Origin of the sequence: Pseudomonas asturiensis (assembly GCF_900143095.1) — a bacterium.
GTDB lineage: Bacteria > Pseudomonadota > Gammaproteobacteria > Pseudomonadales > Pseudomonadaceae > Aquipseudomonas > Aquipseudomonas asturiensis.
Genome location: NZ_FRDA01000023.1, coordinates 48,719 through 74,860 on the forward strand (window position 1 = coordinate 48,719; position 26,142 = coordinate 74,860).

The 26,142-nt window shown below is 60.4% G+C and carries 21 protein-coding genes; 18 read left to right on the plus strand and 3 right to left on the minus strand.

Annotated features, from left to right (window positions below; genetic code table 11):
- Positions 1-11: 11 nt before the first annotated feature.
- Entirely contained in the window at positions 12-518 is a 507-nt protein-coding gene (tssJ, locus tag BUB69_RS26080) for a type VI secretion system lipoprotein TssJ (RefSeq protein ID WP_073172631.1), read from the minus strand.
- A 47-nt stretch (positions 519-565) separates the two neighbouring features.
- Positions 566-2,008, minus strand: a complete 1,443-nt coding sequence (gene tagH / locus BUB69_RS26085) for a type VI secretion system-associated FHA domain protein TagH (protein WP_073172635.1) — start codon at positions 2,006-2,008, stop codon at positions 566-568.
- Between the two features lie 392 nt (positions 2,009-2,400).
- Between tagH and tssA the strand changes: the two genes are divergently transcribed.
- The 16 genes from tssA (at position 2,401) to cysC (ending at position 22,322) form a co-directional block, all read left to right on the plus strand.
- The gene (gene tssA, locus BUB69_RS26090; protein ID WP_073172692.1) at positions 2,401-3,429 is read left to right on the plus strand and encodes a type VI secretion system protein TssA; all 1,029 of its coding nucleotides are present in this window, start codon (positions 2,401-2,403) and stop codon (positions 3,427-3,429) included.
- A gap of 95 nt (positions 3,430-3,524) precedes the next feature.
- The gene (gene tssB, locus BUB69_RS26095; protein ID WP_024687054.1) at positions 3,525-4,040 is read left to right on the plus strand and encodes a type VI secretion system contractile sheath small subunit; all 516 of its coding nucleotides are present in this window, start codon (positions 3,525-3,527) and stop codon (positions 4,038-4,040) included.
- A 15-nt stretch (positions 4,041-4,055) separates the two neighbouring features.
- The gene (tssC, locus tag BUB69_RS26100) at positions 4,056-5,549 is read left to right on the plus strand and encodes a type VI secretion system contractile sheath large subunit (protein WP_024687053.1); all 1,494 of its coding nucleotides are present in this window, start codon (positions 4,056-4,058) and stop codon (positions 5,547-5,549) included.
- Positions 5,550-5,712: 163 nt separating this feature from the next.
- On the plus strand, positions 5,713-6,201 hold the full coding sequence (locus BUB69_RS26105) for an Hcp family type VI secretion system effector (protein WP_024687052.1): 489 nt from the start codon (positions 5,713-5,715) through the stop codon (positions 6,199-6,201).
- 71 nt (positions 6,202-6,272) lie between these two features.
- Positions 6,273-6,728 (plus strand): type VI secretion system amidase effector protein Tae4, encoded by a 456-nt coding sequence (locus BUB69_RS26110; RefSeq protein ID WP_073172639.1) that lies wholly within the window; start codon positions 6,273-6,275, stop codon positions 6,726-6,728.
- A complete protein-coding gene (locus BUB69_RS26115; protein ID WP_073172643.1) occupies positions 6,728-7,165 on the plus strand; it encodes a hypothetical protein in 438 nt (145 codons plus the stop codon). The genes BUB69_RS26110 and BUB69_RS26115 overlap by 1 nt, the downstream gene beginning before the upstream one ends.
- A complete protein-coding gene (gene tssE / locus BUB69_RS26120) occupies positions 7,111-7,674 on the plus strand; it encodes a type VI secretion system baseplate subunit TssE (RefSeq protein ID WP_425439409.1) in 564 nt (187 codons plus the stop codon). Before BUB69_RS26115 ends, tssE begins: the two co-directional genes overlap by 55 nt.
- Positions 7,671-9,530, plus strand: coding sequence for a type VI secretion system baseplate subunit TssF (gene tssF / locus BUB69_RS26125; protein WP_073172645.1), 1,860 nt, complete (start codon positions 7,671-7,673; stop codon positions 9,528-9,530). The genes tssE and tssF overlap by 4 nt, the downstream gene beginning before the upstream one ends.
- Positions 9,494-10,546 carry a type VI secretion system baseplate subunit TssG gene (gene tssG, locus BUB69_RS26130; protein WP_073172648.1) on the plus strand — a complete coding sequence of 351 codons (1,053 nt, stop codon included), beginning with the start codon at positions 9,494-9,496 and terminating at the stop codon, positions 10,544-10,546. Before tssF ends, tssG begins: the two co-directional genes overlap by 37 nt.
- Entirely contained in the window at positions 10,539-13,220 is a 2,682-nt protein-coding gene (gene tssH / locus BUB69_RS26135; RefSeq protein WP_084537199.1) for a type VI secretion system ATPase TssH, read from the plus strand. Before tssG ends, tssH begins: the two co-directional genes overlap by 8 nt.
- Before the next feature lie 42 nt (positions 13,221-13,262).
- Positions 13,263-15,197 (plus strand): type VI secretion system Vgr family protein, encoded by a 1,935-nt coding sequence (locus BUB69_RS26140; protein ID WP_073172651.1) that lies wholly within the window; start codon positions 13,263-13,265, stop codon positions 15,195-15,197.
- 15 nt (positions 15,198-15,212) lie between these two features.
- Entirely contained in the window at positions 15,213-15,638 is a 426-nt protein-coding gene (locus BUB69_RS26145) for a DcrB-related protein (RefSeq protein ID WP_073172655.1), read from the plus strand.
- 12 nt (positions 15,639-15,650) lie between these two features.
- Complete coding sequence (locus tag BUB69_RS26150; RefSeq protein ID WP_084537201.1) at positions 15,651-20,150, plus strand: RHS repeat-associated core domain-containing protein; 4,500 nt, start codon at positions 15,651-15,653, stop codon at positions 20,148-20,150.
- Between the two features lie 10 nt (positions 20,151-20,160).
- On the plus strand, positions 20,161-20,772 hold the full coding sequence (locus BUB69_RS26160) for an Imm43 family immunity protein (protein ID WP_073172658.1): 612 nt from the start codon (positions 20,161-20,163) through the stop codon (positions 20,770-20,772).
- Between the two features lie 262 nt (positions 20,773-21,034).
- Positions 21,035-21,730, plus strand: a complete 696-nt coding sequence (locus BUB69_RS26165) for a sulfotransferase family 2 domain-containing protein (RefSeq protein WP_073172661.1) — start codon at positions 21,035-21,037, stop codon at positions 21,728-21,730.
- The gene (cysC, locus tag BUB69_RS26170; RefSeq protein WP_073172664.1) at positions 21,723-22,322 is read left to right on the plus strand and encodes an adenylyl-sulfate kinase; all 600 of its coding nucleotides are present in this window, start codon (positions 21,723-21,725) and stop codon (positions 22,320-22,322) included. The genes BUB69_RS26165 and cysC overlap by 8 nt, the downstream gene beginning before the upstream one ends.
- A gap of 24 nt (positions 22,323-22,346) precedes the next feature.
- Here the strand turns inward: cysC and BUB69_RS26175 are convergent, their stop codons facing one another.
- A complete protein-coding gene (locus BUB69_RS26175) occupies positions 22,347-23,828 on the minus strand; it encodes a YdgA family protein (protein WP_073172668.1) in 1,482 nt (493 codons plus the stop codon).
- Positions 23,829-24,164: 336 nt separating this feature from the next.
- Between BUB69_RS26175 and BUB69_RS26180 the strand changes: the two genes are divergently transcribed.
- Together BUB69_RS26180 and BUB69_RS26185 are read left to right on the plus strand one after the other, a co-directional pair.
- Positions 24,165-24,854: an HAD-IA family hydrolase gene (locus BUB69_RS26180; protein WP_024689442.1), complete on the plus strand. Its 690-nt coding sequence runs from the start codon at positions 24,165-24,167 to the stop codon at positions 24,852-24,854.
- A gap of 134 nt (positions 24,855-24,988) precedes the next feature.
- On the plus strand, positions 24,989-26,005 hold the full coding sequence (locus tag BUB69_RS26185) for an aldo/keto reductase (RefSeq protein ID WP_073172670.1): 1,017 nt from the start codon (positions 24,989-24,991) through the stop codon (positions 26,003-26,005).
- Positions 26,006-26,142 lie beyond the last annotated feature (137 nt).

Sequence of the window (26,142 nt, forward strand, 5' to 3'; positions counted from 1 at the left end):
ACTCCGTTTGCCTATTGAGCCGGGCGGGATGGGTTGGCGACGACGTCAGTGCGCACGGCCTGCACATCGAGGCTGATCTGATATTCGCGGGTCTGTCGCGGCGGTATGTCGAGCACCGCACGCCATTGGGCGCGGTCGATTTCCCGATAGCCGACCACCAGACCGACATGGCGGGTGGCCGGGTCGAGGTGACGCACCACGCTCTGCAGTTCGCCAGGCTGGATCAGGACTTCATCCCGGTCGATCAGGTCGACACCCAGCGTGGCGGGCGCACGATCGGCCAGCGCGAAGTAGTCGGCGCGCAGAAAGGACGCGGTATTTTTCAGCTCGTAGATGCGTACGCGCACAGGCGCAGCCTGGCCCGACGCACCGGGGTTCAACCCCGCAATCGCCTGAAAGTTGAGCGTGACCGTACTCTGCGAGTCAGCCGCAGGGGCATCCTTGGAAGCGGGCACATCCTTGGCACAAGCACTCAGCAGCAATACGGTGAGAGCTGCCGATACAACGCTGCGAAACATCCTTAATCCTCAATGCTGTTATTGGCTTTTTGGGTCAATCCGGCCGCTCAGGAGCGACGTACGCGCGCGCTGTGCTCCTCGTAGGCGCGACTGAATTCACGCCCGAAAAGATCCTGAAAATCGTCTTCCGCTTCGCGGGAAATATTGCTGTAAAGCGCTGTGAACTGTTGCCAGTACTGAGCCTGACGGGAACCGCTGAACAATCCCGACAAGCCACCCGAAGGCGCCCCCATGCGGGCCTCAAGCTCGGCGGGCTCGAAGCGCTTGAGCAAATGCTTGATCGCCGCCTGCACGCCCGCCATGACCGCCAGCTGATGCGCACGCAAATCATCGAAACTATCGGTCACAGCCTGCTCCGGTCCCATGAAAGCCTGATTACCGTGACGCAGCAGCAACAGCAACGCCTCATCGGCATTGGGGGCGAACTTGAGCGGGTTGTTTTCCACAGGGCCGATCATGGTCTGCTGCATGCGAAATTCGGACTTGAGGCTGCTGCGCGCGCGCAAGACGTCAATCAGGCCTTCGACCATCAGCCGGTAGCTGCGTCCGATGTCGTGCATCTGCGCTTCGGCCTGAGCAGTGTCGATCTGCAACCGATCAAGACCGGCACCGCGCAGGAACGCCTGCAGCAAGTCTGGCTGCCCGGAAACCGCTGGCTGAGCCTGAGTCGGTTCAACGACAGGTGGCGTGACCGGCGCGGGCACCTGCACAGGTTCAGGCGTGGCAAACACAGGCTCGAGGGTGACGGGCACCACCGGTTCCGGCACAGGCTCAAACGCCTGCTCAGGAACGGGCACAGCGGGCGGCGCAGATGGCTTGAGAATGTCGGCAAAAGGATCCCAGTCATCAGGGATCAGCCCGGCAGCCGGAGCGGACACTGGCGCTACAACGGGAGCGGGCTTGGCCAGCGGCGCAGGCGCGCGAAAGTCATGCTGCTCAGCGGGCACATGATCAGGCTGGGTCGGCGGCGCGATACTGGACGGTGACAGGAAGTCGAACAGATCAGGGAAAGTGTCCTGCGACGACCCGCCCTGGAACTGCGCCGTCGAAGGTGCAGCGCTGAAAGCGGGCGAAGGCATCGGTGCTGGCGCGCTCTGGCGCCCCATCAGCGCGTCGAAGCTGCTGGACGAGTCAACGCCTGCCGAAGGGATATCCGCCACCTGCACGGCAGAGTCGATGCGCGCCTGGATCTCGTACTCACCAATGCGAATGATCTCGCCATCCTCAAGCGGCTCGCTGTTGCCACGGCGCAGACGAATGCCCGCCTTGACCAGCTCGACGCCGTTGGTGCTGTAATCGGTCAGATAATAACGGCCGTCCTTATATTGGACGACGCAATGTTTCTGGGAAACAAGCCGTTCCGGGTCAGGAAGTACCCAGTCATTTTCTTGACCGCGGCCAATCGCCATCATCCCCATATCCATTGATTTCTCAGGACATTGTCCGGGGGTGATCTTGTGGTAACTAGTGATCGTCAAGCACAGCGACATCGTGCCTCCTTGCTTATATCGCACCCAAAAAACAACCCGGAAAACATGCAACGAAGAAAGCGAGACCTGCGCACGCGTAAAACGTTCAAAAATTTATTTATAATTATCTACTGTCATGAAAACGCGCGACTTTAAACATAAACTCGTGGCTTTGACATGGGTGCCCGCAGGATACCGTTCATCCTGTAGCCCCCGTCACAACTGCACGAAACCGACATAGCTTAACCTTGACAAGCGATATGTACTACACCAAAAATGCTCAACGCCCGAACTGCGATGATTTCATATTGATATCACGCGAAGGTATCGGCAACAATCTATAAAAAGTTGTCCATAGAAATTCCCTACCGAGCAGCATTACAGCATCTGGTTTGATAAGGAGATCGGTTTTGGTGGATGTTCCGTTGTTGCTGGCCGCCGTTTCCACCAACTTGCCTTGCGGCGAGGATCTGGAATATGACCCGGACTTTCTGCAGTTGGAGCGCGACGCCAAAGGCAAACCCGAGCGCGCCATGGGCGACTCGATACAGCCTGCCGAACCGCCTCAATGGCGCGCTATCGAACAGTCCAGTGTTGCGCTGTTACAGCGCAGCAAAGACCTGCGTATCACTCACTTTCTGCTGCAAAGTGCGCTCGCCCTCGACGGATTTTCAGGCGTGAGCAACGTGCTGACGCTCATCAGCGAGCTGCTGAAGCAATACTGGGCCGATATCTACCCGCAGCTTGACGCCGACGACGACAACGATCCCACCGTTCGGGTCAACGCACTCTCAGGCCTTGCCTGCGATACCAACGTGCGCCTGTTGCGTGAAAGCCCGCTGATCCGCTCCCGCGCCTTTGGCACCATCAGCCTGCGCGCAGCGCTCAGTGCCAGCGGCCTGCAGACCTTCCACGACGAAAACCTGAGCAGCGAGACCCTGTCCGCCGCCTTGCGCGACAGCGACCCCGAGCAACTGAACGCCACCCGCACCGCCTTGAGCGATGCACGCGACGCTGCCGACTTCATCGAGCGCTTCGTTTCCGAGCACGTGGGCTCCGCGCAGGGCGTGGACCTGTCGGCGCTCAAGCTGCCGTTGAGACAGGCGTTGCAGATTCTCGGCGAACCCGTCCACGCCCGCGACGACGCGCAACCGACAGACGCAGCAGCCACCGACACGAACGACAGCCCGGCGCCTGCCTTCTCTGCGCCCGCCTCTGTTGCTGCCCAGCCGCCCGAAGACATTGCCAATCGCGACGACGTGCTGCGCAGCCTGGATCGAATTCTGAGTTATTACGCCCGACACGAGCCTTCCAGCCCGCTGCCTGTGCTGTTGAACCGAGCAAAGAATCTGGTGCATGCCGATTTCGAAACCATCGTGCGCAACCTGATTCCAGACGGAATGTCCCAGTTCGAAAACTTGCGCGGACCCGAGGCTGACTGACTTCCAGACGAAGTCTCAACCCGGATCACGCAATCCCGTTACCGGCAACGACCGATGACGCCAACACCGTCGCAGCAGCGACCAGGAGGAGCAACGTGGCGAAAACCAGTTCTCAGAAATTCATCGCGCGCAACCGCGCGCCTCGAGTTCAGATCGAATACGACGTGGAGCTTTACGGCGCCGAGAAGAAGGTCCAACTGCCTTTTGTCATGGGCGTGATGGCCGACCTGGCCGGCAAGCCGGCAGAGCCCCTGGCTCCGGTGGCCGATCGCAAGTTCCTGGAAATCGACGTCGACAACTTCGACTCGCGCCTCAAGGCGATGCAGCCGCGCGTGGCTTTTCACGTGCCCAACGAGCTGACCGGCGAAGGCAACCTGAGCCTGGACATCACCTTCGAGAGCATGGATGACTTCAGCCCTGCAGCCGTTGCGCGCAAGGTCGACTCGCTCAACAAGCTGCTCGAAGCGCGTACCCAGCTGGCGAACCTGCTGACCTACATGGACGGCAAGACCGGCGCTGAAGAAATCATCATGAAGGCCATCAAGGATCCGGCGTTGCTCCAGGCCCTGGCGAGTGCGCCAAAGCCTCAGGACTCCGAGCCCAACGCGTAATCAGGACCACACATCATGACCGAATCGAGTCGCGAAAATCAGGTACAACAGGGCACCACTGAACAGACCAGTGAGTTCGCTTCGTTGCTGCTGCAGGAATTCAAACCCAAGACCGAGCGTGCGCGCGAAGCGGTGGAAACCGCTGTACGTACCCTGGCCGAACAGGCTCTGGCGCAAACGGACCTGGTGTCCAACGATGCGATCAAGTCGATCGAATCGATCATTGCCGCCATCGACGCCAAGCTCACCGCTCAGGTGAACCAGATCATCCACCATCAGGACTTCCAGCAAGTGGAAAGCGCCTGGCGGGGCCTGCACTATCTGGTCAACAACACCGAAAGCGACGAGCAGCTGAAAATTCGCGTGCTGAACATCTCCAAGCCGGAGCTGCACAAGACCCTGAAGAAATTCAAGGGCACGGCGTGGGATCAGAGCCCGATCTTCAAGAAGATGTACGAAGAGGAATACGGCCAGTTCGGCGGTGAACCCTACGGCTGCCTGGTGGGTGACTACTACTTCGATCAGTCGCCACCCGACGTGGAGCTGCTGGGCGAGCTGTCCAAGGTCTGCGCCGCCATGCACGCGCCGTTCATTGCAGCGGCCTCGCCGACCGTAATGGGCATGGGCTCGTGGCAGGAGCTGTCCAACCCGCGTGACCTGACCAAGATCTTCACCACGCCGGAGTACGCGGGCTGGCGCTCGCTGCGTGAATCGGAAGACTCGCGCTACATCGGCCTGACCATGCCGCGCTTCCTGGCACGCCTGCCCTACGGCGCCAAGACGGATCCGGTGGAGGCCTTCGCGTTCGAAGAAAACACCGACGGTGCCGACAGCGCCAAGTACACCTGGGCCAACGCCGCTTACGCGATGGCGGTGAACATCAACCGTTCGTTCAAGCACTACGGTTGGTGCTCGCGGATTCGCGGTGTCGAATCGGGTGGTGAAGTCGAGAACCTGCCGGCTCACACCTTCCCGACCGACGATGGCGGCGTGGACATGAAGTGTCCGACCGAAATCGCCATCTCGGACCGTCGCGAAGCCGAGTTGGCCAAGAACGGCTTCATGCCGCTGCTGCACAAGAAGAACACTGACTTTGCAGCGTTCATCGGTGCGCAATCGTTGCAGAAGCCTGCCGAGTATGACGACCCGGATGCCACGGCGAACGCCAACCTGGCGGCCCGTTTGCCATACCTGTTCGCCACCTGCCGCTTCGCTCACTACCTCAAGTGCATCGTGCGCGACAAAATCGGCTCGTTCAAAGAGAAGGACGAAATGCAGCGTTGGCTGCAGGACTGGATTCTCAACTACGTCGACGGCGATCCGGCGCACTCCACCGAAACCACCAAGGCCCAGCACCCACTGGCGGCGGCGGAAGTGGTGGTCGAGGACGTCGAAGGCAACCCGGGTTACTACAACTCACGGTTCTACCTGCGTCCGCACTATCAGCTCGAAGGCCTGACCGTATCGCTGCGTCTGGTTTCCAAGCTGCCGTCGGCCAAGGGCGCCTGACACCGTCGGCGCGTGAGGCTGTCGCAGTCGGCCCGCCCGCTGCGACAGCACCGCGCCAATCGGTTTTACGAGTGCCCTGCACTCGATTGCGAGTACGCCGTGCGCCCATGGGGGCGTGTGGCCAATCAACAGAACAGTGGTTCACGCCACATCAGGAGAGCACATGGCTGTCGATATCTTTATCAAGATCGGTGACATCAAGGGCGAGTCCATGGACAAGACCCACAAGGATGAAGTCGATGTATTGAACTGGAGCTGGGGCATGTCCCAGACCGGCAACATGCACACAGGCACAGGCGGTGGCGCGGGCAAGGTCAATATTCAGGACCTGTCGATCACCAAATACGTCGACAAATCCACCCCGAACCTGATGATGCACTGCTCCAGCGGCAAGCACATCGACAAGGTCAAGCTGACCGTGCGCAAAGCAGGCGGCGAAAATCAGGTCGAGTACCTGATCATCAACCTGGAAGAAGTGCTGATCACCTCCCTGAGCACCGGCGGCTCGGGCAGCGATGATCGCCTGATCGAAAACGTCACGCTGAACTTCGCCCAGGTCCTGGTCGACTACCAGCCTCAGAAAGCCGACGGCACCAAAGAAGGCGGCCCGGTCAAATACGGCTGGAACATCCGCTCCAACACCAAGCGCTGAGTCCTGGCGCTCCTGGCCTTGCCGGCCGGGAGCGCTCGGTTGGTAATCTCCTGCCTAGCGGTGACTGAACCATGGCGAAGCCCTCTTTTATCAATTTGTGGAAAGCCTACAACGACATGATGGGCACCTCGCCCAGCGGCAAGCCGTGCGACGGCCCTTGGGCCAATCAGTGTGCAATCCGCCTGAGCATTGCGCTGTGCAACGAACGTTCACTCGCGGTTAATAGCTCAACCTACAGCGAGCCTCGTTGCGCTCATGGGCATGCCCGAGGAGCCGAGTCACTCGCCAATTGGCTGTGGAAGAAGAAACAATTAGGCGCGCCGAAGATTTACAGCAACAGCGCGGCAGACCGGAACAGCCTGATCGACAAGACAGGCATTATTTTCTACAAGGATTTCTACTCCCAGCCGAACGATGCCGAGGGCCATCCCACCGGCGATCATATTGACCTGTGGAACCGCGGCCAGACCCAGACCGGCGATTATTTTCACCGGGCCAAGGCTGTCTGGTTCTGGGAGCTGACGTGATGCAAAAATCGGTCATGACTCTAATGCTGGCTGGCGTGCTGATCAGCCTCAACGCGTGTGCCGAACAGGCAGACTCTGCCCGCAATGGCTTGACCCAGGCCGAAGTCGGCGGCCAGCTTCTCAGCCTGAGCGATGAGCAGGGTCGTTGTACCCTGAACCGTGCGCAAAGCGCGCCCCTGACGCTGGAGATGCAGTGGCCCTGCCGGTTCAGCGAGGACCTGCAAAAGAATGTGCGTGTAGAAACCTACCGCAAGGCCCTGATCGTTATGGTGGAACGCAGCGATCCGTTGCCCGCGCCAAGCAAGAACTGCGTCACTGATCTTCAGCCGGTGCGCCTGTTCAACGGCAAGCTGGAGGCTTCGCCCGTCAGCCGGATTGCCGCATGCGGACCTGCCCACTGGGATCAGAAGGCATTCGTCTGGCAGTTCGACTGGTGAGCGACCTGACCCTGCGTGAGCGCCTCCAGCCCTCGTTGCTGGACCGCCTGACCGACGAAGACCCGGGCAATCTGCAGGAAAGCCCGGACAAGCGCGTGCTCTCGCTGAATCAGCTCAAGGCTTCGGTGCTGCGCGACCTGGCTTGGCTGCTGAACACCACGTCGCTGCTGGATGCCGACGCCACGCTGCATACGCCGGCAGGCACATCGGTGATCAATTACGGCCTGCCCGCGCTGGCGGGAAACAGTGCGTCGAGTGTCGATGTGAACCTGCTCGAAAGCCTGATTCACCGCGCCATCGTCACCTTCGAGCCGCGCATCCTGCCCCATACCCTGCACGTGAAGGCCCATGTTGGTCGAGATGAAATGAACCATAACGCCATGAGCTTCGAAATCCAGGGCGACCTGTGGGCACAACCGGTTCCGCTGCCTTTGCTGCTGCGCACCGAACTTGATCTGGAGTCGGGCCATGTTCGGGTGATGCCGGCCGAACAGAGACGACGCTCATGAATCCGCGCCTGCTCGGGCTGTACAACCAGGAACTGCAGCACATTCGCGAGAGTGCTGCCGAGTTCGCCAAGGAATACCCGAAGATCGCCGGACGCCTGACCTTGTCGGGCCTGGACTGCGCAGACCCTTACGTCGAGCGTCTGCTCGAGGGCTTCGCTTACCTGACCGCACGCGTGCAGCTCAAGCTGGACGCCGAATACCCGACCTTCACGCACAACCTGCTGGAGATCGCTTATCCGCACTACCTGGCACCCACGCCCTCGATGACCGTGGTGCAGATGCAGACCGACCCGAACGAGGGCTCGTTGAGCGACGGCTTCACCCTGCCCCGCGACAGCGTGATGCGCGCAAGCCTGGGTCGCGACTCTCAGACGCCCTGCGAATACCGCACCTCCCACGAGGTCACGCTGTGGCCGCTGCAGATCACTCAGGCCGAATACTTCGGCAATCCTTCCGCCGTACTGGGACGCCTGGCCGCCAGCGAACCCAAGGCCAAGGCCGGCCTGCGCATCACGTTGCGTACCGGCGCGGAGCTGACGTTCGACACCCTGGCGCTGAATAACCTGCCGCTGTACCTGCACGGTGCGGACGAGCAGCCGTTCCGCCTTTACGAGCAACTGCTCGGTAACGCCTGCGCCGTCTTCGCGCGACAGCCAGCCGGCGACTGGGTAGAACGCTTGCCTGCCGACGCGTTGCGTCCTTGTGGCTTCGATGACAGTGAAGCCGCGCTTCCCGTCGTGCCTCAGGCGTTTCAGGGCTACAGGCTGCTGCAGGAATACTTCGCCCTGCCCCAACGGTATCTGTTTGTCGATTTCACTCACCTGACGCGCGCCGTTCAACGCTGCTCGGGCCAGGAGCTGGAACTGATCGTGCTGTTCAACAGCTTCGATCAGTCGCTTGAGAGCAGCGTCGGGGCGGAACAGTTTGTGCCGTTCTGTACGCCGGCCATCAACCTGTTCCCGCGTCGCCTGGACCGCATCCACCTGTCCGACCGCGTCCATGAACACCACGCCATCGCCGACCGCACCCGGCCGATGGATTTCGAGATTCATTCGCTCAAGAGCGTGACCGGCCATGGCACCGGCCCCGACCAGCCGTTCCTGCCGTTCTACGCCGTGCGTGATCCTTCGCGCTATGGTCGCGACAAGGCGTATTACATCCTGCGCCGCGAGCCGCGTGTGCTGTCCAGCGAACAGCGACGTAACGGCACGCGTTCAACCTACGTCGGCAGCGAGACGTTCATCAGCCTGGTCGACAGTCAGCAGGCGCCCTATCGCCATGACTTGCGCCAGCTGGGCCTCAGCGCACTGTGCACCAACCGCGACCTGCCGTTGTTCATGAGCGTGGGCAGCGGCAAGACTGATTTCACGCTGGCCGACAGCGCCCCCGTCTCGGCGGTCCGCTGCCTGGCAGGCCCGAGCCGGCCACGCGCCAGCCATGCACACGACAACAAGGCGTGGCGCTTGATCAGCCAGCTGTCGCTCAACTACCTGTCCCTCAGCGAGCAGGGTCAGGGTGCCGCCGCCCTGCGCGAGCTGCTGCGCCTGTACGGCGACGATAATGACGCGGCCTTGCAGCTACAGATCGAAGGCCTGCGTGAGGTCAGCAGCAAACCCTGCACCCGGCGCTTGCCAATGCCAGGGCCGATCGTGTTCGGGCGCGGGCTGGAAATCACTCTGGAGTTTGACGAGAACGCCTTTCGCGGCACCGGCGTGTTTTTGCTGGGTGCCGTGTTCGAGCGTTTCCTGGCACGTTACGTGTCGATCAACAGCTTTACCGAGACGGTGCTACGTACCACCGAACGCGGCGAGATCATGCGATGGAAAGCCAAACCCGGACGCCGTCCGACGCTTTGAAGACTGTGACGGCCATGCAGAACGAGCCCTGGGAATACGACTTCTTCCAGGCGCTGCGCCGTATCGAATGCGAATCGCCGGACCTCCCAAGATTCGGCCACTCCGTGCGGCTGGCCGACGATCCGCTGCGCCTGGGCCAGCAGCCCGAAAGCGCCTTCGCGCCCTCGACACTGGCCTCGATGACTCCGGCTGGCGACGGCACACCGGCGCGGCTGGAACAGTTTTTCTTCGGCCTTGGCGGTCCCAACGGCCCCTTGCCGCTGCACATCACCGAATACGTGCGTGAGCGCCAACGTAATAATGCCGACAGCGCCAGCAAGCGTTTTCTGGACGTGTTTCATCATCGCCTGCTGAGCCTGTTCTACCGGGCGTGGGCCGAAGCCCGCCCCACTGTCAGCCATGACCGCCCGGACGATGACTACTGGTCTGCGCGGCTCGCGGCACTGAGCGGGCGCGGCATGCCGAGCCTGCTGGAACAAGGGCTGATTCCCGACACGGCCAAGCTGCATTTCAGCGGCCATCTGGCGGCACAGACGCGTTACCCGGATGGATTGCGCGCGATCCTGTCCGAATACTTCGGCCTGCCGGTGCAGATCGAGGAGTACGTCGGCCAATGGCTCGAACTGCCCGAGCGCAGCCGTCTGGGTGTCAGCTCAAACCAGGTGGGTGTCGATTTCTGTCTGGGCAGCCACGTCTGGGATCGTCAGCATAAATTCCGCATTCGCCTGGGTCCGCTCAAGCTGGACGACTACATGGGCATGCTGCCCGACGGTCAGCCGTTCAAGGAGCTGGTGGCCTGGGTGGCCGAGTATCTGGGGCACGAGCTGGACTGGGATCTGAACCTGATCCTTGAGCAGCCCGAAGTCCCTGCGTTTCAACTTAACGGGCGTCAACGGCTGGGGTTCAACACCTGGCTGGGCAAACCCGACCAAGATGCCAAAGACTTGATCCTGGCCCGGCATTACGCCGAACAGGCCACATCAGCACACATTTCAAGGAGCGGGAAACATGGGTGAAATCAGTCGCGCAGCGCTGTTCGGCAAACTCAACAGCGTGGCCTACAAAGCTATCGAAGCCGCCACGGTCTTCTGCAAATTGCGGGGCAACCCGTATGTCGAGCTGGCGCACTGGTTTCATCAGCTTTTGCAGCTTCAGGACTCGGACCTGCACCGCATCATCCGCCAGTTCAACGTAGAACCGGCGCGCCTGGCCCGCGACCTGACCGAAGCACTGGATCGCCTGCCGCGCGGTTCGACATCAATCACCGACCTGTCGTCCCACGTCGAAGAAGCTGTCGAGCGCGGCTGGGTGTACGGCAGCCTGATGTTCGGCGAAAGTCAGGTACGCACCGGTTATCTGGTGCTCGGTATTCTCAAGACCCCGAGCCTGCGCCATGCCTTGCTGGGCCTGTCTTCCGAGTTCGACAAGATCAAAGCCGAAACCCTGAGCGAGCGTTTCGACGAGTACGTCGGCGACTCGCCGGAAAACGCACTGGGCGCCAGCGACGGATTCAACGCCGGTACCGTGCCGGGCGAAGCCAGCGGGGCCATGTCGCCCAGCGCGATGGGCAAGCAGGAAGCCCTGAAGAAATTCACCGTCGACCTCACCGAACAGGCGCGCAACGGCAAGCTCGACCCTATCGTGGGCCGTGATGAAGAGATCCGCCAGATGGTGGACATCCTGATGCGTCGCCGTCAGAACAACCCGATCCTGACAGGCGAAGCCGGTGTCGGTAAAACCGCCGTGGTCGAGGGGTTTGCGTTGCGCATTGTCGCGGGCGACGTACCGCCTGCGCTCAAGGACGTCGAGCTGCGCAGCCTGGACGTCGGCCTGCTGCAGGCAGGCGCCAGCATGAAGGGCGAATTCGAACAGCGTCTGCGCCAGGTCATCGAGGACGTGCAGGCATCGCCCAAGCCGATCATCCTGTTCATCGATGAAGCGCACACCCTGGTCGGTGCTGGCGGTGCGGCAGGCACAGGCGATGCCGCCAACCTGCTCAAACCTGCGCTGGCACGCGGCACCCTGCGCACCGTCGCGGCGACCACATGGGCCGAGTACAAGAAACATATCGAGAAAGACCCGGCACTGACCCGACGCTTCCAGGTCGTGCAGGTCGCCGAGCCGTCGGAAGACAAGGCGCTGCTGATGATGCGCGGCGTGGCCTCGACCATGGAACAGCACCATCAGGTGCAGATTCTCGACGAGGCACTGGAAGCCTCGGTAAAACTGTCCCATCGCTATATCCCCGCGCGTCAGTTGCCGGATAAATCCGTCAGCCTGCTGGACACCGCCTGCGCCCGGGTTGCCGTCAGCCTGCACGCCGTTCCGGCTGAAGTGGATGACAGCCGTCGTCGCATCGAAGCGCTGGAAACCGAGCTGCAGATCATCGCTCGCGAGCATGCCATCGGTATCGTTACCGGGACTCGTCAGGCCCACAGCGAGACGCTGCTCGATGCCGAGCGCATCCGTCTGGCCGAGCTGGAAACCCGTTGGGCGGACGAAAAGGCACTGGTCGATGAACTGCTCGCCCTGCGCGCGCAATTGCGTGACAGCGCAGGCGTTGTCGACAGCGATACCGGGAGCGAGCAAGGCCAGGCGCTGCGCGAACAACTGATTGACCTGCAACGCCGTCTCAGCGACCTGCAAGGTGAAAACCCGCTGATTCTGCCGACCGTGGATTATCAGGCGGTCGCCTCGGTAGTGGCCGACTGGACCGGTATTCCAGTGGGCCGCATGGCGCGCAACGAGCTGGAAACGGTGCTCAACCTCGACAAGCACCTGAAGAAACGCATCATCGGTCAGGACCACGCCCTGCAGATGATTGCCAAACGTATCCAGACCTCGCGCGCCGGGCTGGATAACCCGAGCAAGCCGATTGGCGTCTTCATGCTGGCGGGCACCTCAGGCGTGGGCAAGACCGAAACCGCGCTGGCCCTGGCCGAAGCCATGTACGGCGGCGAACAGAACGTCATCACCATCAACATGAGCGAGTTCCAGGAAGCGCACACCGTCTCGACACTCAAGGGCGCGCCGCCAGGCTACGTGGGTTATGGCGAAGGTGGCGTGCTGACCGAAGCCGTGCGCCGCAAGCCCTACAGCGTGGTGCTGCTGGACGAAGTCGAGAAAGCCCACCCGGACGTTCATGAAATCTTCTTCCAGGTCTTCGACAAGGGCGTGATGGAAGACGGCGAAGGCCGCGTGATCGACTTCAAGAACACACTGATCCTGCTGACCACCAACGCGGGCACCGAACTGATTTCGCACCTGTGCAAGGACGCGCTGAACGTCCCGGACCCGGAAGCCATCGCCAAGGCGTTGCGCCAGCCGCTGCTGGAAATCTTCCCTCCAGCGCTGCTCGGGCGACTGGTGACGATCCCTTACTACCCGCTCAGCGACACCATGCTCAAGGCGATCACCGTGCTGCAACTGAACCGCATCAAGAAGCGTGTCGAGAGCACCCACAAGGTCGCGTTCGATTACGACGATGCCGTGGTGGACCTGATTGTGTCGCGCTGCACCGAAACCGAAAGTGGCGGGCGCATGATCGACACCATTCTGACCAACACCCTGCTGCCGGACATGAGCCGCGAATTCCTGACGCGCATGCTGGAGGGCAAGGCGCTGGCAGGCGTGCGCATCAGCCAGCGCGATAACGAATTGCACTACGAATTCAGCGATGCAGCGGCCTGACTCACAGGCCATGCGCCTGACGAACGCTGAACAGGACCGCCCATGAATTTCCAGCAATTCACCCGCCTGGCACAGGTCACCAGCCCGCTCGGCCCGGACGTGCTGCTGCTCAAGGAAATGAGCGGCGGCGATGAGCTGGGGCGGTTGTTCAACTATGACCTGCAGTTGACCTCCGCCGACGGCTCGCTGGACCTCAACCAGTTGCTCGGCAAGCCGATGTGCCTGTCACTGCAACTGACGGGCGGCGCTCAGCGTTACTTTCATGGCATCGTTGCGCGCTGCAGCCAGAACGTCACCCGTGACCAGTTCGCCAGCTATCAGGTCACGCTGCGGCCCTGGCTGTGGCTGCTGACACGCACCTCCGACTGCCGGATTTTCCAGAACCTGACCATCCCGCAGATCATCAAGCAGGTGTTTCGCGACCTGGGGTTCTCGGACTTCGAAGACGCCCTCAGCCGTCCGTACCGCGAGTGGGAATACTGCGTCCAGTACCGCGAGAGCAGCTTCGATTTCGTCAGCCGTCTGATGGAACAGGAAGGCATCTACTATTTCTTCCGCCACGAAAAGGACCGTCATGTCCTGGTGCTGGCCGATGCGTACGGCGCGCATCAGCCGGCGCCGGGCTACGAGTCGGTGCCCTATTTTCCACCGGACGGCCAGCACCGCGAGCGCGACCACATCAACGACTGGCGTCTGGCGCAGGAAGTCCAGCCCGGATCGCTGGAGCTCAACGACTACGATTTTCAGCGCCCCAGCGCCAGCATCGACGTGCGCTCGGCCATGCCGCGCCCGCACACCGCAGGTGACTATCCGCTGTACGACTATCCCGGCACTTACGTGCAGAGCCAGGACGGCGAGCATTACGCGCGCACCCGCCTGGAAGCCCTGCAAAGCCTGCACGAACGCATCGAACTGAGCGGCAACGCACGGGGCCTCGGTGCCGGGCATCTGTTCAGCCTGACCGGCTTCGGTCGTCAGGATCAGAACCGCGAATACCTGATCGTCGGTGCCCGTTACTACGTGGCCCAGGAAAGTCTGGAAAGCGGCGGTTCGGGCGGCGGTGTGCAGTTCGAACTGGGCCTGAGCTGCATCGACGCGCAGCAGAGCTTCCGGCCGCTGGCCAACACCCAGCGCCCCATCGTCAAAGGGCCGCAGACCGCTTTGGTGGTCGGCCCCGCTGGCGAGGAAATCTGGACCGACCAGTTCGGCCGGGTGAAGGTGCATTTCTACTGGGACCGTCACGACCAGTCCAACGAAAACAGCTCGTGCTGGATCCGGGTGTCGCAGGCCTGGGCTGGCAAAAACTGGGGTTCGATGCAGATCCCGCGCATCGGTCAGGAAGTGATCGTCAGCTTTCTGGAAGGCGACCCGGACCGGCCGATCATCACCGGTCGCGTGTACAACGCCGAACAGACCGTGCCCTACGACCTGCCTGCCAACGCCACCCAGAGCGGCATGAAAAGCCGTTCCAGCAAGGGCGGCACACCTGCGAATTTCAATGAAATCCGCATGGAAGACAAGAAAGGCGCGGAGCAGTTGTACATCCATGCCGAGCGTAACCAGGACATGGTGGTTGAAGTCGATGAAAGTCACGCGGTCGGCCATGACCGGGTCAAAAGCATCGGCCATGACGAGACGGTATTGATCGGCAACAACCGGGTACGCATCGTCAAGCAGGAGGATGTGCTGGCTGTCGGCAAGAACAAGACGGACAGCATCAGCCAGAGCTACATCATCGAAGTCGGCGAGAACCTGCGGCTGGTGTGCGGCAAAAGCGTGATCGAGCTCAATGCCAGCGGCCAGATCAACCTTTGCGGTGTGCAGATCAGCCTGCACGCCAGCGGCGATGCCCAGTTCAATACCGGCGGCGTGCTGCACCTGAACAACGGCAAGGGCGCGGACGCCGCCCCCGACGGACAAGGTGTCAAGGCGGCCATCGACGCCAACATCGCCAGTGCGTTTCCCAAGCCCAAATAACGAGAGTTCCGCCTTATGGCTTATCGCATTAATGAGCTTCAGTTCCAGTTGCCCGAGAGCGAGCTGCTGGACGCCTCGATCAACATTCTCAAGTTTCCGGCACTGGGCACGTCGTTGATCGTCAGCCGCAGTCAACTGGCGGAAGGTGAAACGCTGCACAGCAACTTCGACACACAATTGAAGCGGCTGGAGCAGCAGGTTCAGGACCTGCGCTATCAGCCGGTTCAGAGCACACGCCTGGGCGCAGATCAGTCCATTGATGGCATCGAGCTGCGCAGCCAGTTCAGCAAGGGCGCAGAGAAGGTCTATCAGTTTCAACTTGCCTTCGTATTGCCGGGCACACGCAAAATGATTGCGCTCAGTTACGTGAAGGCTCAACCGTTGGGCGATGCGGAGGCGGCCCATTGGGCCACCCTCAAGCAGACGCTGACCCTGGCATGAAGAGCGCCCTGAATGTCTGACGCGTTGTGGGCCGCCCGACTGGGTGACGGGCTCGAGCACAGCTCGATGATGGCCGACATTCTGGGCGGCGTCCTTGAAGTCGCGGCTTACGCGGCGATTGGCTCGCTGGCGACCATGGCCGTCGTGGCCGCCACCGGGATCACCGTTGCAACGGGCGGGCTTGGCGCGTGTGTGCTCGGGGCCGTCGTGGGGGTGATCGTCGGCCTGGCGATGAGCAAGACCGGCGCCGATAAAGGACTGAGCACGATATGCGAGTCCCTTGCCAACGGCCTGTTCCCGCCCACGGTACAGGCCACCATTCTCACCGGCTCCACCGATACGCTGATCAACTCGATTCCGGCGGCGCGCGCAGCAGGGGCCGTGCCTGCACACATGAACCCGATGGCGACGCTGCACAGCGATGACACCGCCGAAGAAACGCCCACGGACGAAGAAACAGCGCCCGCCGGCCCCGACTCGATGTCCATGAAAAGCCTTGCAGCGCCTGAAGAGGAAGGCTTTCTGGACATGGCCAAAGGGTTTTTCTCTCAGCTTTGGCAGCCCACCGTCGCGATGCCCGTACCCGGCGCGGTGCCCAAGCCGCTGGACCTGGTCACCTGCATGAAGCATCCGCCGATGCCGCCGCAGTTTCTGGCCGAAGGGTCGGAGAAGGTCAGCATCAACGGTCAGCCTGCCGTACGCAGCGGTGATCGCAGCACCTGCGAAGCCAAAGTGGTTTCGTCCGGGATGGTCTCCTCCAACGTCACCATCGGTGGCGACTCAGTGGTGGTGCGGGAAATCCGCAGCGGCAAGACGCCGGGCGTGGGCCTGGCGCTGACCGTGCTGATGATGCTCAAGGGCGGCAAAGGGAAGTTTCGCGCCAACCTGCCCTGCATGCTGCTCGCCGGGGTCAACTCCTTCGTCGTCAGTCAGGTGACAGGCGCGATTACCAATGCTGTGGCGGGCTCGCCCAATCCGGTGCACGCGGCAACCGGTGCCAAGGTGCTGGGCGGCATGGATGAGCTGGATTTCGTCTTGCCGGGCGTGCTGCCCATCGACTGGCAGCGCTTCTACAACAGCCGTGACGAGCGACGTGACGGGCTATTCGGTGCGGGCTGGAGCGTGACGTACGAAGTCAGCGTGCGCATCGAGCCGCACCCCGACGGCGGCGAACGGCTGGTGTACACCGACGAGCAGGCGCGCCGTATCGACATGGGCTTCATCCCGCTGGGCGGCGCGGTGTTCGGCGCAGGCGAAGGCCTTGCGGTCAAGCGCAGCGACAGCGGGCAATTGCTGATTGAAAGTGATGACGGCCTCTACCGGCTGTTCGAGCCAACACGGGCCGACCCTTCCCTGCTGCGCCTGAGCCAGCTGGGTGATCGTAACGACAACCGGGTCTACCTCGACTACAACGACGCCGGACAGCTGGTGCGCCTGCGCGACACCCTCGACATCGTGCAGATCGAGCTGGTCTACAGCGCGCAATGGCCTGATCGCGTTCAGTACATCGAACGCCTGTACCCCGATCAGCAGCGCGAAACACTGGTGACCTACAACTATGACGCACAGGGCGATCTGGCCGAGGTGCGCAACGCGCTGGGCCAGGTCCAGCGCCGTTTCGCCTACGACGCGGGCCAGCGCATGGTCGAGCACCAACTGCCCACCGGGATGCGCTGTTTCTATGAATGGGCGTACATCGACGGCATCGAGTGGCGCGTGGTTCGGCACTGGACCGATGCAGGTGATCGCTATGCCTTCGATTACGACCTGAGCCAAGGCATCACCCGGGTCATCGACGGCCTTCAGCGCGTCAGTCTTCGTCACTGGAACGCTCAGCATCAGATCACCGAATACACCGACAACCTGGCCAAGACCTGGCGTTTCGAGTGGAACGATGAGCGCCAGTTGCTCGGTGCCGTCGATCCCAAGGGCGGTCAGTATCAGTACAGCTACGACGACGCTGGCAACCTGAGCGAAACCGTCGACCCGCTGGGTCGTCGTGAGTCGGTTGTGTGGCTGGAGTTGTGGTCGCTGCCGTTGGTGGAGACCGACGCTGCGGGCAACAGCTGGCAGTATCGCTACGACAAGCGTGGCAATTGCACCCACGAAATCGACCCGCTGGGCCAGACCACGCGCTATCGCTACGATGAGCGCGGCCAGACAATCGAGATCATCGACGCGACCGACAAGCACAAGACACTGGAGTGGAACGACCTCGGCCAGTTGGTCGAACACATCGACTGCTCGGGCTATCCGACGCGCTTTGGTTACGACCGGCACGGCTACCTGCAGGTGGTGACTGATGCCTTGGGCGAACGCACGCTTTATGAACATGATCGGAAAGGTCGGCTGCTGCGCTGTGAATGGCCGGACGGGCGCCTCGAGCAATACCTGCGCGACACCAGCGGCCAGCTCACCGGCTACGTCGACCCGGCCGGGCACACCACGCGGTATCAATACGACCTGCGAGGTCAGGTGCGTCAACGCATCGATGCCGTCGGCCGGCCCGTGCAATTCAGCTACGACGCCTATGGCCGCCTGCAGGCTCTGACCAATGAAAACGGTGAAAGCTATCGCTTCGCCTGGGATGCGGGTGACCGCCTGACCCAACAGCAGGATCTGGATGGCAGCGCCCGTCGCTACGCCTACGATGCGCTGGACGACGTTATCCAGATGGAATATGCCCCCGCCCCGTTCGGCAACGGGTTGGCGCTGGTACCCAACGAACCGGTACCGCCCATCGTGCATCAGCTGGAACGCGACGCCGTGGGTCGATTGATCGCCAAGGTCACAGATAACGGCCGCACGCAGTATCACTACAGCCGGGTGGACGACCTGACCGGGGTGGCGTTCGTCAGCGCTTCTGGCGAAGAGCAGACACTTGGTTTTACCTATGACGCGCTCGGCCAACTGCTGGAAGAACAGAGCACAGCGGGCAGCCTGAAATACCATTACGACGAACTGGGCAATGTGACCCAGACCCAACTGCCTGACGGCCGCTGGCTCAACCGCCTGTATTACGGCAGCGGTCACTTGCACCAGATCAACCTGGACGGCCAGGTCATCAGTGATTTCGAGCGCGACCGGCTGCACCGCGAAGTGCTGCGCACCCAAGGCCAGCTCAGCACGCGCAGCGAATACGACCGCAGCGGTCGGCTGCGCTCACGCAAACGACGGCTCGCCAGCCAGTCGCCGATTCTTCCGGCACCCGCCCAGAAGCACTTCGACTACGACCCGGCGGACAACCTGATCAGTCGTCTCGATCAACAGCCGCGCGGCGACCAGCGCCAACTGCTGCACTACGACGCCACCGGTCGCATCATGGCCAGCCAGGACAGCATCCAGGGCCAGAGCGAAACCTTTGCCTACGACGCCGCCGCCAACCTGCTCGACGGCCCGCCTGCCAGCGCAGGTCTCGTCGTACACAACAAACTGCTGACCTATCAGGACAAGCGCTACCGCTACGACGCCTTCGGCCGCATGATCGAAAAACGTAGCGGCAGCAGTCGCGTGCAGCGCTTTGCCTACGACGCGGAACACCAACTGATCGAAGTCCGCACCGAACACGGCGCACGCACGACCGTCGTGACCATGACCTACGACCCGCTGGGTCGGCGCATCGGCAAACACGAACACGACGACCACGGCTTCCCGCTGAGCGTAACCCGCTTCACCTGGGACGGCATGCGCCTGATACAGGAACACAAACACAGCCAGACCAGCCTGTACATCTACGCCGAAGACGGCTACGACCCGCTGGCCCGCGTCGATGGCAACGGTGCCCTGCAAAAAATCCGCTACTACCACAACGACCTCAACGGCCTGCCGGAACAACTCACCGAAACCGACGGCCACACCGTCTGGCAGGCCCGCTATCGGGTCTGGGGCAACACCGCCGAAGAAATCCGCGAGCCCTACTACCTCGAAGAACAGAACCTGCGCTTTCAGGGCCAGTACCTGGACCGCGAAACGGGACTGCACTACAACACGTTTCGGTTTTATGATCCGGATATCGGCCGGTTTACCACGCCGGACCCGATTGGGTTGGATGGGGGATTAAACACTTATGCCTACGGACCCAACCCCTTTGGCTGGGTGGATCCGTGGGGGTGGAGCCCAAGTTCCGCCTTGGACAGATCACTCGGCGGAACTGTAGGCGACAACATGCAAGCCCAGCATCTTATCCCCGTGGCCGTCTGGAAGGATCACAAACCGTTTTTAGACTCGATTGGGATGGGCGGGACACGCGATACGAAAAGCAACGGACTTCATATGCCTGACAGTGAAGCGAAAGCACGCGCTGTCGGGAGCAAGATTTATCACAACGGCTCACATAAAAATTATTCCGACCTCGTTGATCAAAAACTGAGCAGAATCAGTAACCGTTACAGAGCTAAATTCATATCCAAGGCTCAGGCAAGGCAGCAGGTCGAATCCCTCCAACGCAGCCTTCGTAAGAAAACTGTATCTGGACGCATACGAACCAAATCAAGCACCGGCCGACTTTGTTAAAGAGGATTTTATGTTTTATACACTGGCGATCAAAACAGAAAAGAGCTGCCCCGTATTTATTGATGGTGTGCTCAGTGAGTCCTTCTACCCAGGTGCCTACGATGAGGGCATGTCAGGCAGTTGGTATTACTCTGAACCGGGAGAGCCGCTTGCTCTACTGCCTGGCAAATTACTGCTCATCACCAAGGACAAAGGTTATAACTTTGACTTCCGCACTGCGTTTGAAGGCCATATTGTAAGCGAGCAATTTCTGTCGATTTTCAAGACTTTGAAAACCGGCAAATGGGAAACAGCCGAGCTGAGCATTGTCAACCCGAAGGGTGACAACATATGTGCGAAAAAATACTACTTCATTCGTCAGATCATGCAAGAACAAGAGACACCTGCTGTTATTGACCCTGACAAGTCAAACATTAACTACAGGAAAAGTGGAGAAATAAAAAACGTTATAGCCCTAGCGATCAAAGATGATGTAAAACTGGATTTTTTTAGCATTTTTGAAATTAGCCTTTTGGGATACACCTTTGTGTCGTCAGGCGCTGCCGAGGCATTCTTGAAATATGAAATGAAAGGCTTTGAGCTCGTGAGCACCGAAAAAATCGGCACTGTCAGGCGGGCGTGATTGCGGTGAGGAGTCAGGTCACCCCCTGACAACGTTATTCGAAGGCGCGTACTTCAGACTTAGGTATGCGCCAACCTAGACCTGCACCGATCAACTCCATTGTCAGGCCCACACCGAGCAAAATAACGTGTCCAAACGTACACAATTCACTACACAACCGACATGAATACCCCTGATAAGTAAAATATTCGAAACAAAACATTTTTTTCATTTTTGATTCGTAAACTGCACGGACTTCTACACACCCTGACGGTCCCTTTACATGAATCGCTTTCTCTGGAAGTTACTTCCAAAGTCTCAGCGCGAGTTATTGCTCGAGCGTCTTCCGGTCATTGACCGGCAGGTTGTGAGCAAGACGCTGGCAGGCAAGACCCGGTTTCCCGAGGTGTTTGACGAGCTGGAGTGTCTTTTTATCCATGTGCCGAAATGCGCAGGCAGCAGTGTGGCCAAGGCGCTGTTTGACGGAGCGCCGGCGGGTCACTTGCCGCTTTACTGGTATGAAAAGCAATTCAATGAGCGTTACAGGCACTACTTCAAGTTCGGCTTCGTCCGTGACCCGTTGCAGCGGGCGCTCTCGGCGTACCACTACTTGTTGCAGTCAACGCCCGGTCGGGATCAGGCTGCGGGCGAGCTGGTGAACAAGTACCCCAGTTTCGATGCCTTCGTGGACAACTGGTTGTGCACAGAAAACGTTGCACGGCAGATTCACTTCGCGCCACAGCACTACTTTTTGCAGAATTCGCTGGGCAGTCTCGATGTCGATTTCATCGGTCGCCATGAGAACCTCGACGCGGACTTTCGTACGCTATGCGCTCATCTGCATGTCAAAGGCGAGCTGCCGCACGTCAACCGGTCAGCCAGCCGTGGAGGTTCACCCGGCACGACCTGTTCCGCCGCTTCACGTCGTAAGGTGCGAGAGGTGTATGCCCGTGATTACGAGCTGTTCGCCTATGAATAGCGCCAGACCCCTTCTCGTCTCGCCTACGCTTTCGGTCAACCAGGCCATGCGCCAGGCGATGAAACGTCAGCGCGCCTGCTGCCTCTGGCTCACAGGTTTGTCGGGGGCGGGTAAATCGACGCTGGGCAATCAACTTGATGAAGCCCTCCAGGCCAGAGGCTTGCACAGCTATCTGCTGGACGGCGATCAGGTACGTCAGGGGCTTTGCAAGGATCTGGGCATGTCGGATGCAGATCGACACGAGAACGTGCGACGAATCGGTGAGGCCGCAAGGCTGATGGTCGACGCCGGGCTGATCGTGATCGTATCGGCGATCTCGCCCTTTCGGGCAGACCGGGACGCAGTGAGGCGACAGCTGGCAGCGGACGAATTCATGGAAATCCATGTCAGCACACCCTTGGACGAGTGCGCCCGTCGCGATCCGAAGGGGCTTTACCGCGCCGTGCAGCAAGGTCTGATCAGCCGATTCACCGGTATCGACAGCCCTTACGAAGCACCTCGATATCCCGAGTTCGTCATCGACACCAGCCAGGACGATTGCCAGGCATTTATCTCTGACGTGATTACACGTATGACGCTCAGGGCCTCATGAAGCCCTGAGCGTTACGTTGTGGCCTTACTGAGCGCCGAGCGCCCCAATCTTGCCCATGACGATGCCCGCGAACTGCTGCAGGGTCATTTTCTGGCCGTTGAAGTCGACCATATCGTTGGCGTAATGGAAGTCGGAGACGATGTTGTCGCCGTCGACTTTGGCCAGTTGCATCATTTCGGCCATGGCACTGGCCATATCGCTGGCAGCGTCGGCCTGCTCGGCGATGACTTTCATGTCGGTTTGCCCGTCGCGGAGAGCCTGCTGAGTCGCGATATCGCGAATCATCGGCTTGGAGACCACGACTTTCGCAACGGCTTCACCGATCGACTTGATGGCCAGCGCGTTGGCAGGCTGGTCAAGCGAACCCGGGTCGGTCAGGTCCACGGCAAGGCGGACATGGCTTTCGCCGTTGGCGGTCTTGAGCGAGAGCTTTTCCAGTTCGATGTGCGGCTTGCCAGCCAGCAGGGTTTTCAACTGGGTGTTCATCTGCTCACGCTCGGCAGGCGTCAGCTGCAATACGAACGGGCGCTCCTCAAGGATGGCTGCCTGCTGCTGCGGCATGATGGTGTTCTGGTAGAGCTGGTACAGCGCCTGCGTGGCCACCGCATTGAAGTTGCCGATCTTGAAGCCCATGTGCGCAGCGCCCACGTCCTTGCCGCCGTACGCGATCATGCCGACGTCGTAGTTGACCTGGGCTGCGAAGTTTCCGGCATCTTCCTGGGCGAGGTTGGTGTTGGTGAAATCCTTGATCTGAATTTGCGGCTTGCCCAACGGCTGGAAGCCCACATTCTGGATTTTCATGTTGGTGTGCCCCAGATAAAAACCGGAGCTGCCCTTGGTGCCACCCGTGTCGAATGTCATGCCTTTGACGTCGATATTCACCGGGCCGTCAGGCGATGTGACATTAAGCTGCAGGCTGTCCAGATTGCCGTCGAGGCTGAATTTCTGCGCGTCCGATGAAGACTCGGCGTTCACGGTCATGCCGGAAAATTTGAACGTGCCGTCGGCCTCGTTCATTTCCAGCGGCGCCATCTGCACCCAGCCTTTGGTAGCGCGGTCGTAGCCGATGCTCGCCTGCCCCTTGATGGGCGACACATCCTTGCTCATGGCGAACCATTTTTCCGAGCTGGGGCTTTTCTCCATCTCGAAGTTGCTCAGCGCCATGACCGGCAGCAGGTTGAGTTTTTTCAGGCGCGACAGCGGAATCGGGCCGTGCTGAATCTGGTCCACGAACAGGAACTGCCCCCCCAGGGAGCTATCCGAAAGGTTCTGAATGTCGACGCGGTAGTGCGCGGTGCTGCTGAAGAAGTGCCGATCCAGAGAGACCATTTCGAGGGTGACGCTGGTGTCGGTGCCCTTGAATGACTTCGCCAGCTCCTGATTGGCCTTGCCGATCGAATCGGTCAACGCGCTTTCCAGTTGAGTACCGGTGTACCAGGCGCCAGCCGTTGCCAGAGCTCCTGCCACGACGATCACGCCAACCGCTATACCTGCTGATTTATTCATAGTGACTCGAAGATGTCCGTTCTGATGATGGGGGGTCGTCCCTGGAACCACAGCGCATGTGTTCGCACGCAGGGTTCATGGGTCGACAGGGCTTTGCGCACTGCCGAAAAGTCGCGAGAGGTTATCATCGGCCGCTCACAACGGCCCAGTGTTCTCGGCCAGTTCTGTGGGCGATTACGCTTTTATTGCGGGCCGTTGGACATGGCCTTCTGCCTTTTGTTGCAGGCTCGCCCGATGGAATCGGGAATTTGCCGGCCATTCCCTGAAACATGGGGTAGCCATGTTCTTTGCCGAAACGTTAGGCTGGAAACAAATTTGCAAACCGGACGGAATCAAATGAGCGCAGTGCAAACCCAACGAGGCCCGATCAAGGCTGTCATTTTCGATATGGACGGCCTGTTGCTGGACAGCGAAGGTATCTACACCGAAGTCACTCATCTGATCGCCAGCCGCCATGGCAAGACCTTCGACTGGGCGATCAAGCAGCATACCATTGGCCGGGGTGCTCTGGATTTTGCCGAGTACGTGACCCAGACGCTTGAGTTACCGATGTCTGCGCAGGAGTTCCTGGAGATTCGTCAGCCCATGCTCGACGAGCGCTTTCCGCACTCCCCGGCCATGCCCGGTGCCGAGGCGCTGGTTCGCCACTTGGCCGAACACAATATTCCGATTGCAGTCGGTACCAGCTCGTCGGTGCACTACTTCCACGCCAAGACCACCCTGCATCGCGCCTGGTTCGAGTTGTTCGAAACCGTGGTCACGGCGGATGACCCGCAAGTAACGGCCGCCAAGCCGGCGCCTGATATCTTTCTGATCGCCGCCAGCCGCCTGGGTGTGTCACCCGCCGATTGCCTGGTCTTCGAAGACTCGCCATTTGGCGTGACGGCAGCCAAAGCGGCCGGCATGTATGCGGTGGCAGTGCCGGATTCACATATGCCGCGCGAGCAATACGAGCACGCAGACCTGGTGATCGGGTCTCTGGCCGAATTCTCGCTCAAGGATTGGGGTCTGCCAGACCTCAAGTGATCCTCGCAAGGCTGACGGGTCGTTGCCTCAAGCGACACCCGGTCAGTGCATCTGTCTGCTTGCAGGCGCGCTGACCTTTCAACGCGCCGGTATGTTCGATTGAAACCGCGTGAATGACATGGAGGATGTTAAACATGAATTATCGTGTTCTCGGCCAGTCCGGCCTCAAGGTTTCCACGTTGACCCTGGGTTCGATGATGTTCGGCGAGCAGACCGCCGCTGAGGAGTCGCTGCGCATCATCGACAAGGCGTGGGATCAGGGGGTCAATTTCATCGACACGGCAGATGTCTATAACGCCGGTCGTTCGGAAGAGATCGTAGGGCGGGCCATTGCAGCCAATCGCAGCGACTGGGTGGTGGCGACCAAGCTGGGCTTCAGCGCGCCCACCACCGTGCCCAACCGCTCGGGCCTTAACCGCAAGCACATTTTCAACGCGATCGAGAACAGCCTGAGGCGGCTGGACACCGATTATGTGGATATCTATTACCTGCACAGGGAAGATCACGAGACGCCGCTGGAAGTGACGGTTTCGGCCATCGGCGAGCTGATTCGCCAAGGCAAGATCCGTCATTGGGGCGTCTCGAACTTTCGCGGTTGGCGGATTGCGGAAATCGTCCACGTCGCGCAGCAGCTCGGGGTGGATAAGCCGGTTGTCAGCCAGCCGCTGTACAACATCGTCAATCGACAGGCCGAAGTCGAGCAGATCACCTCGGCAGCCTTTTACGGGCTCGGCGTCGTGCCGTTCAGTCCGCTGGCGCGCGGCGTGCTTAGCGGCAAATACGCACCCGACATCGCACCGGACAGCAGCAGCCGCGCCGGGCGTCAGGACAAGCGCTTGCTGGAGACCGAGTGGCGCGTAGAGTCGTTGCGTATCGCGCAAAGCATTCAGGCCTACGTGCAGGATAAAGGCGTGGGCATGGTCGAATTCGCCATTGCCTGGGTGCTCAACAATCAGGCAGTCAGCTCGGCCATTGTCGGCCCCCGTACCGAGCAGCAGTGGGATGGCTACACCAAGGCGATGGCGGTCACGATCACCGCAGAAGACGAGGCGTTCATCGACTCTCTGGTAACGCCTGGCCATGCTTCGACACCGGGCTTTAATGACGTTCAGCATTTCGTGTCCGGGCGCCTGCCCCGCCAGCAGGCCTGAAACGATAAGGTTTACAGGGCGAGCGGAGAAACGCGTTCCAGCTCGCCCTGGCATGAGAATTATCGCGGTAAATCGATAGCCATATAAAAGCTCATTCGGTATGTGGGCCGATGAGCGCTAAGATAGCGTTGACGGGT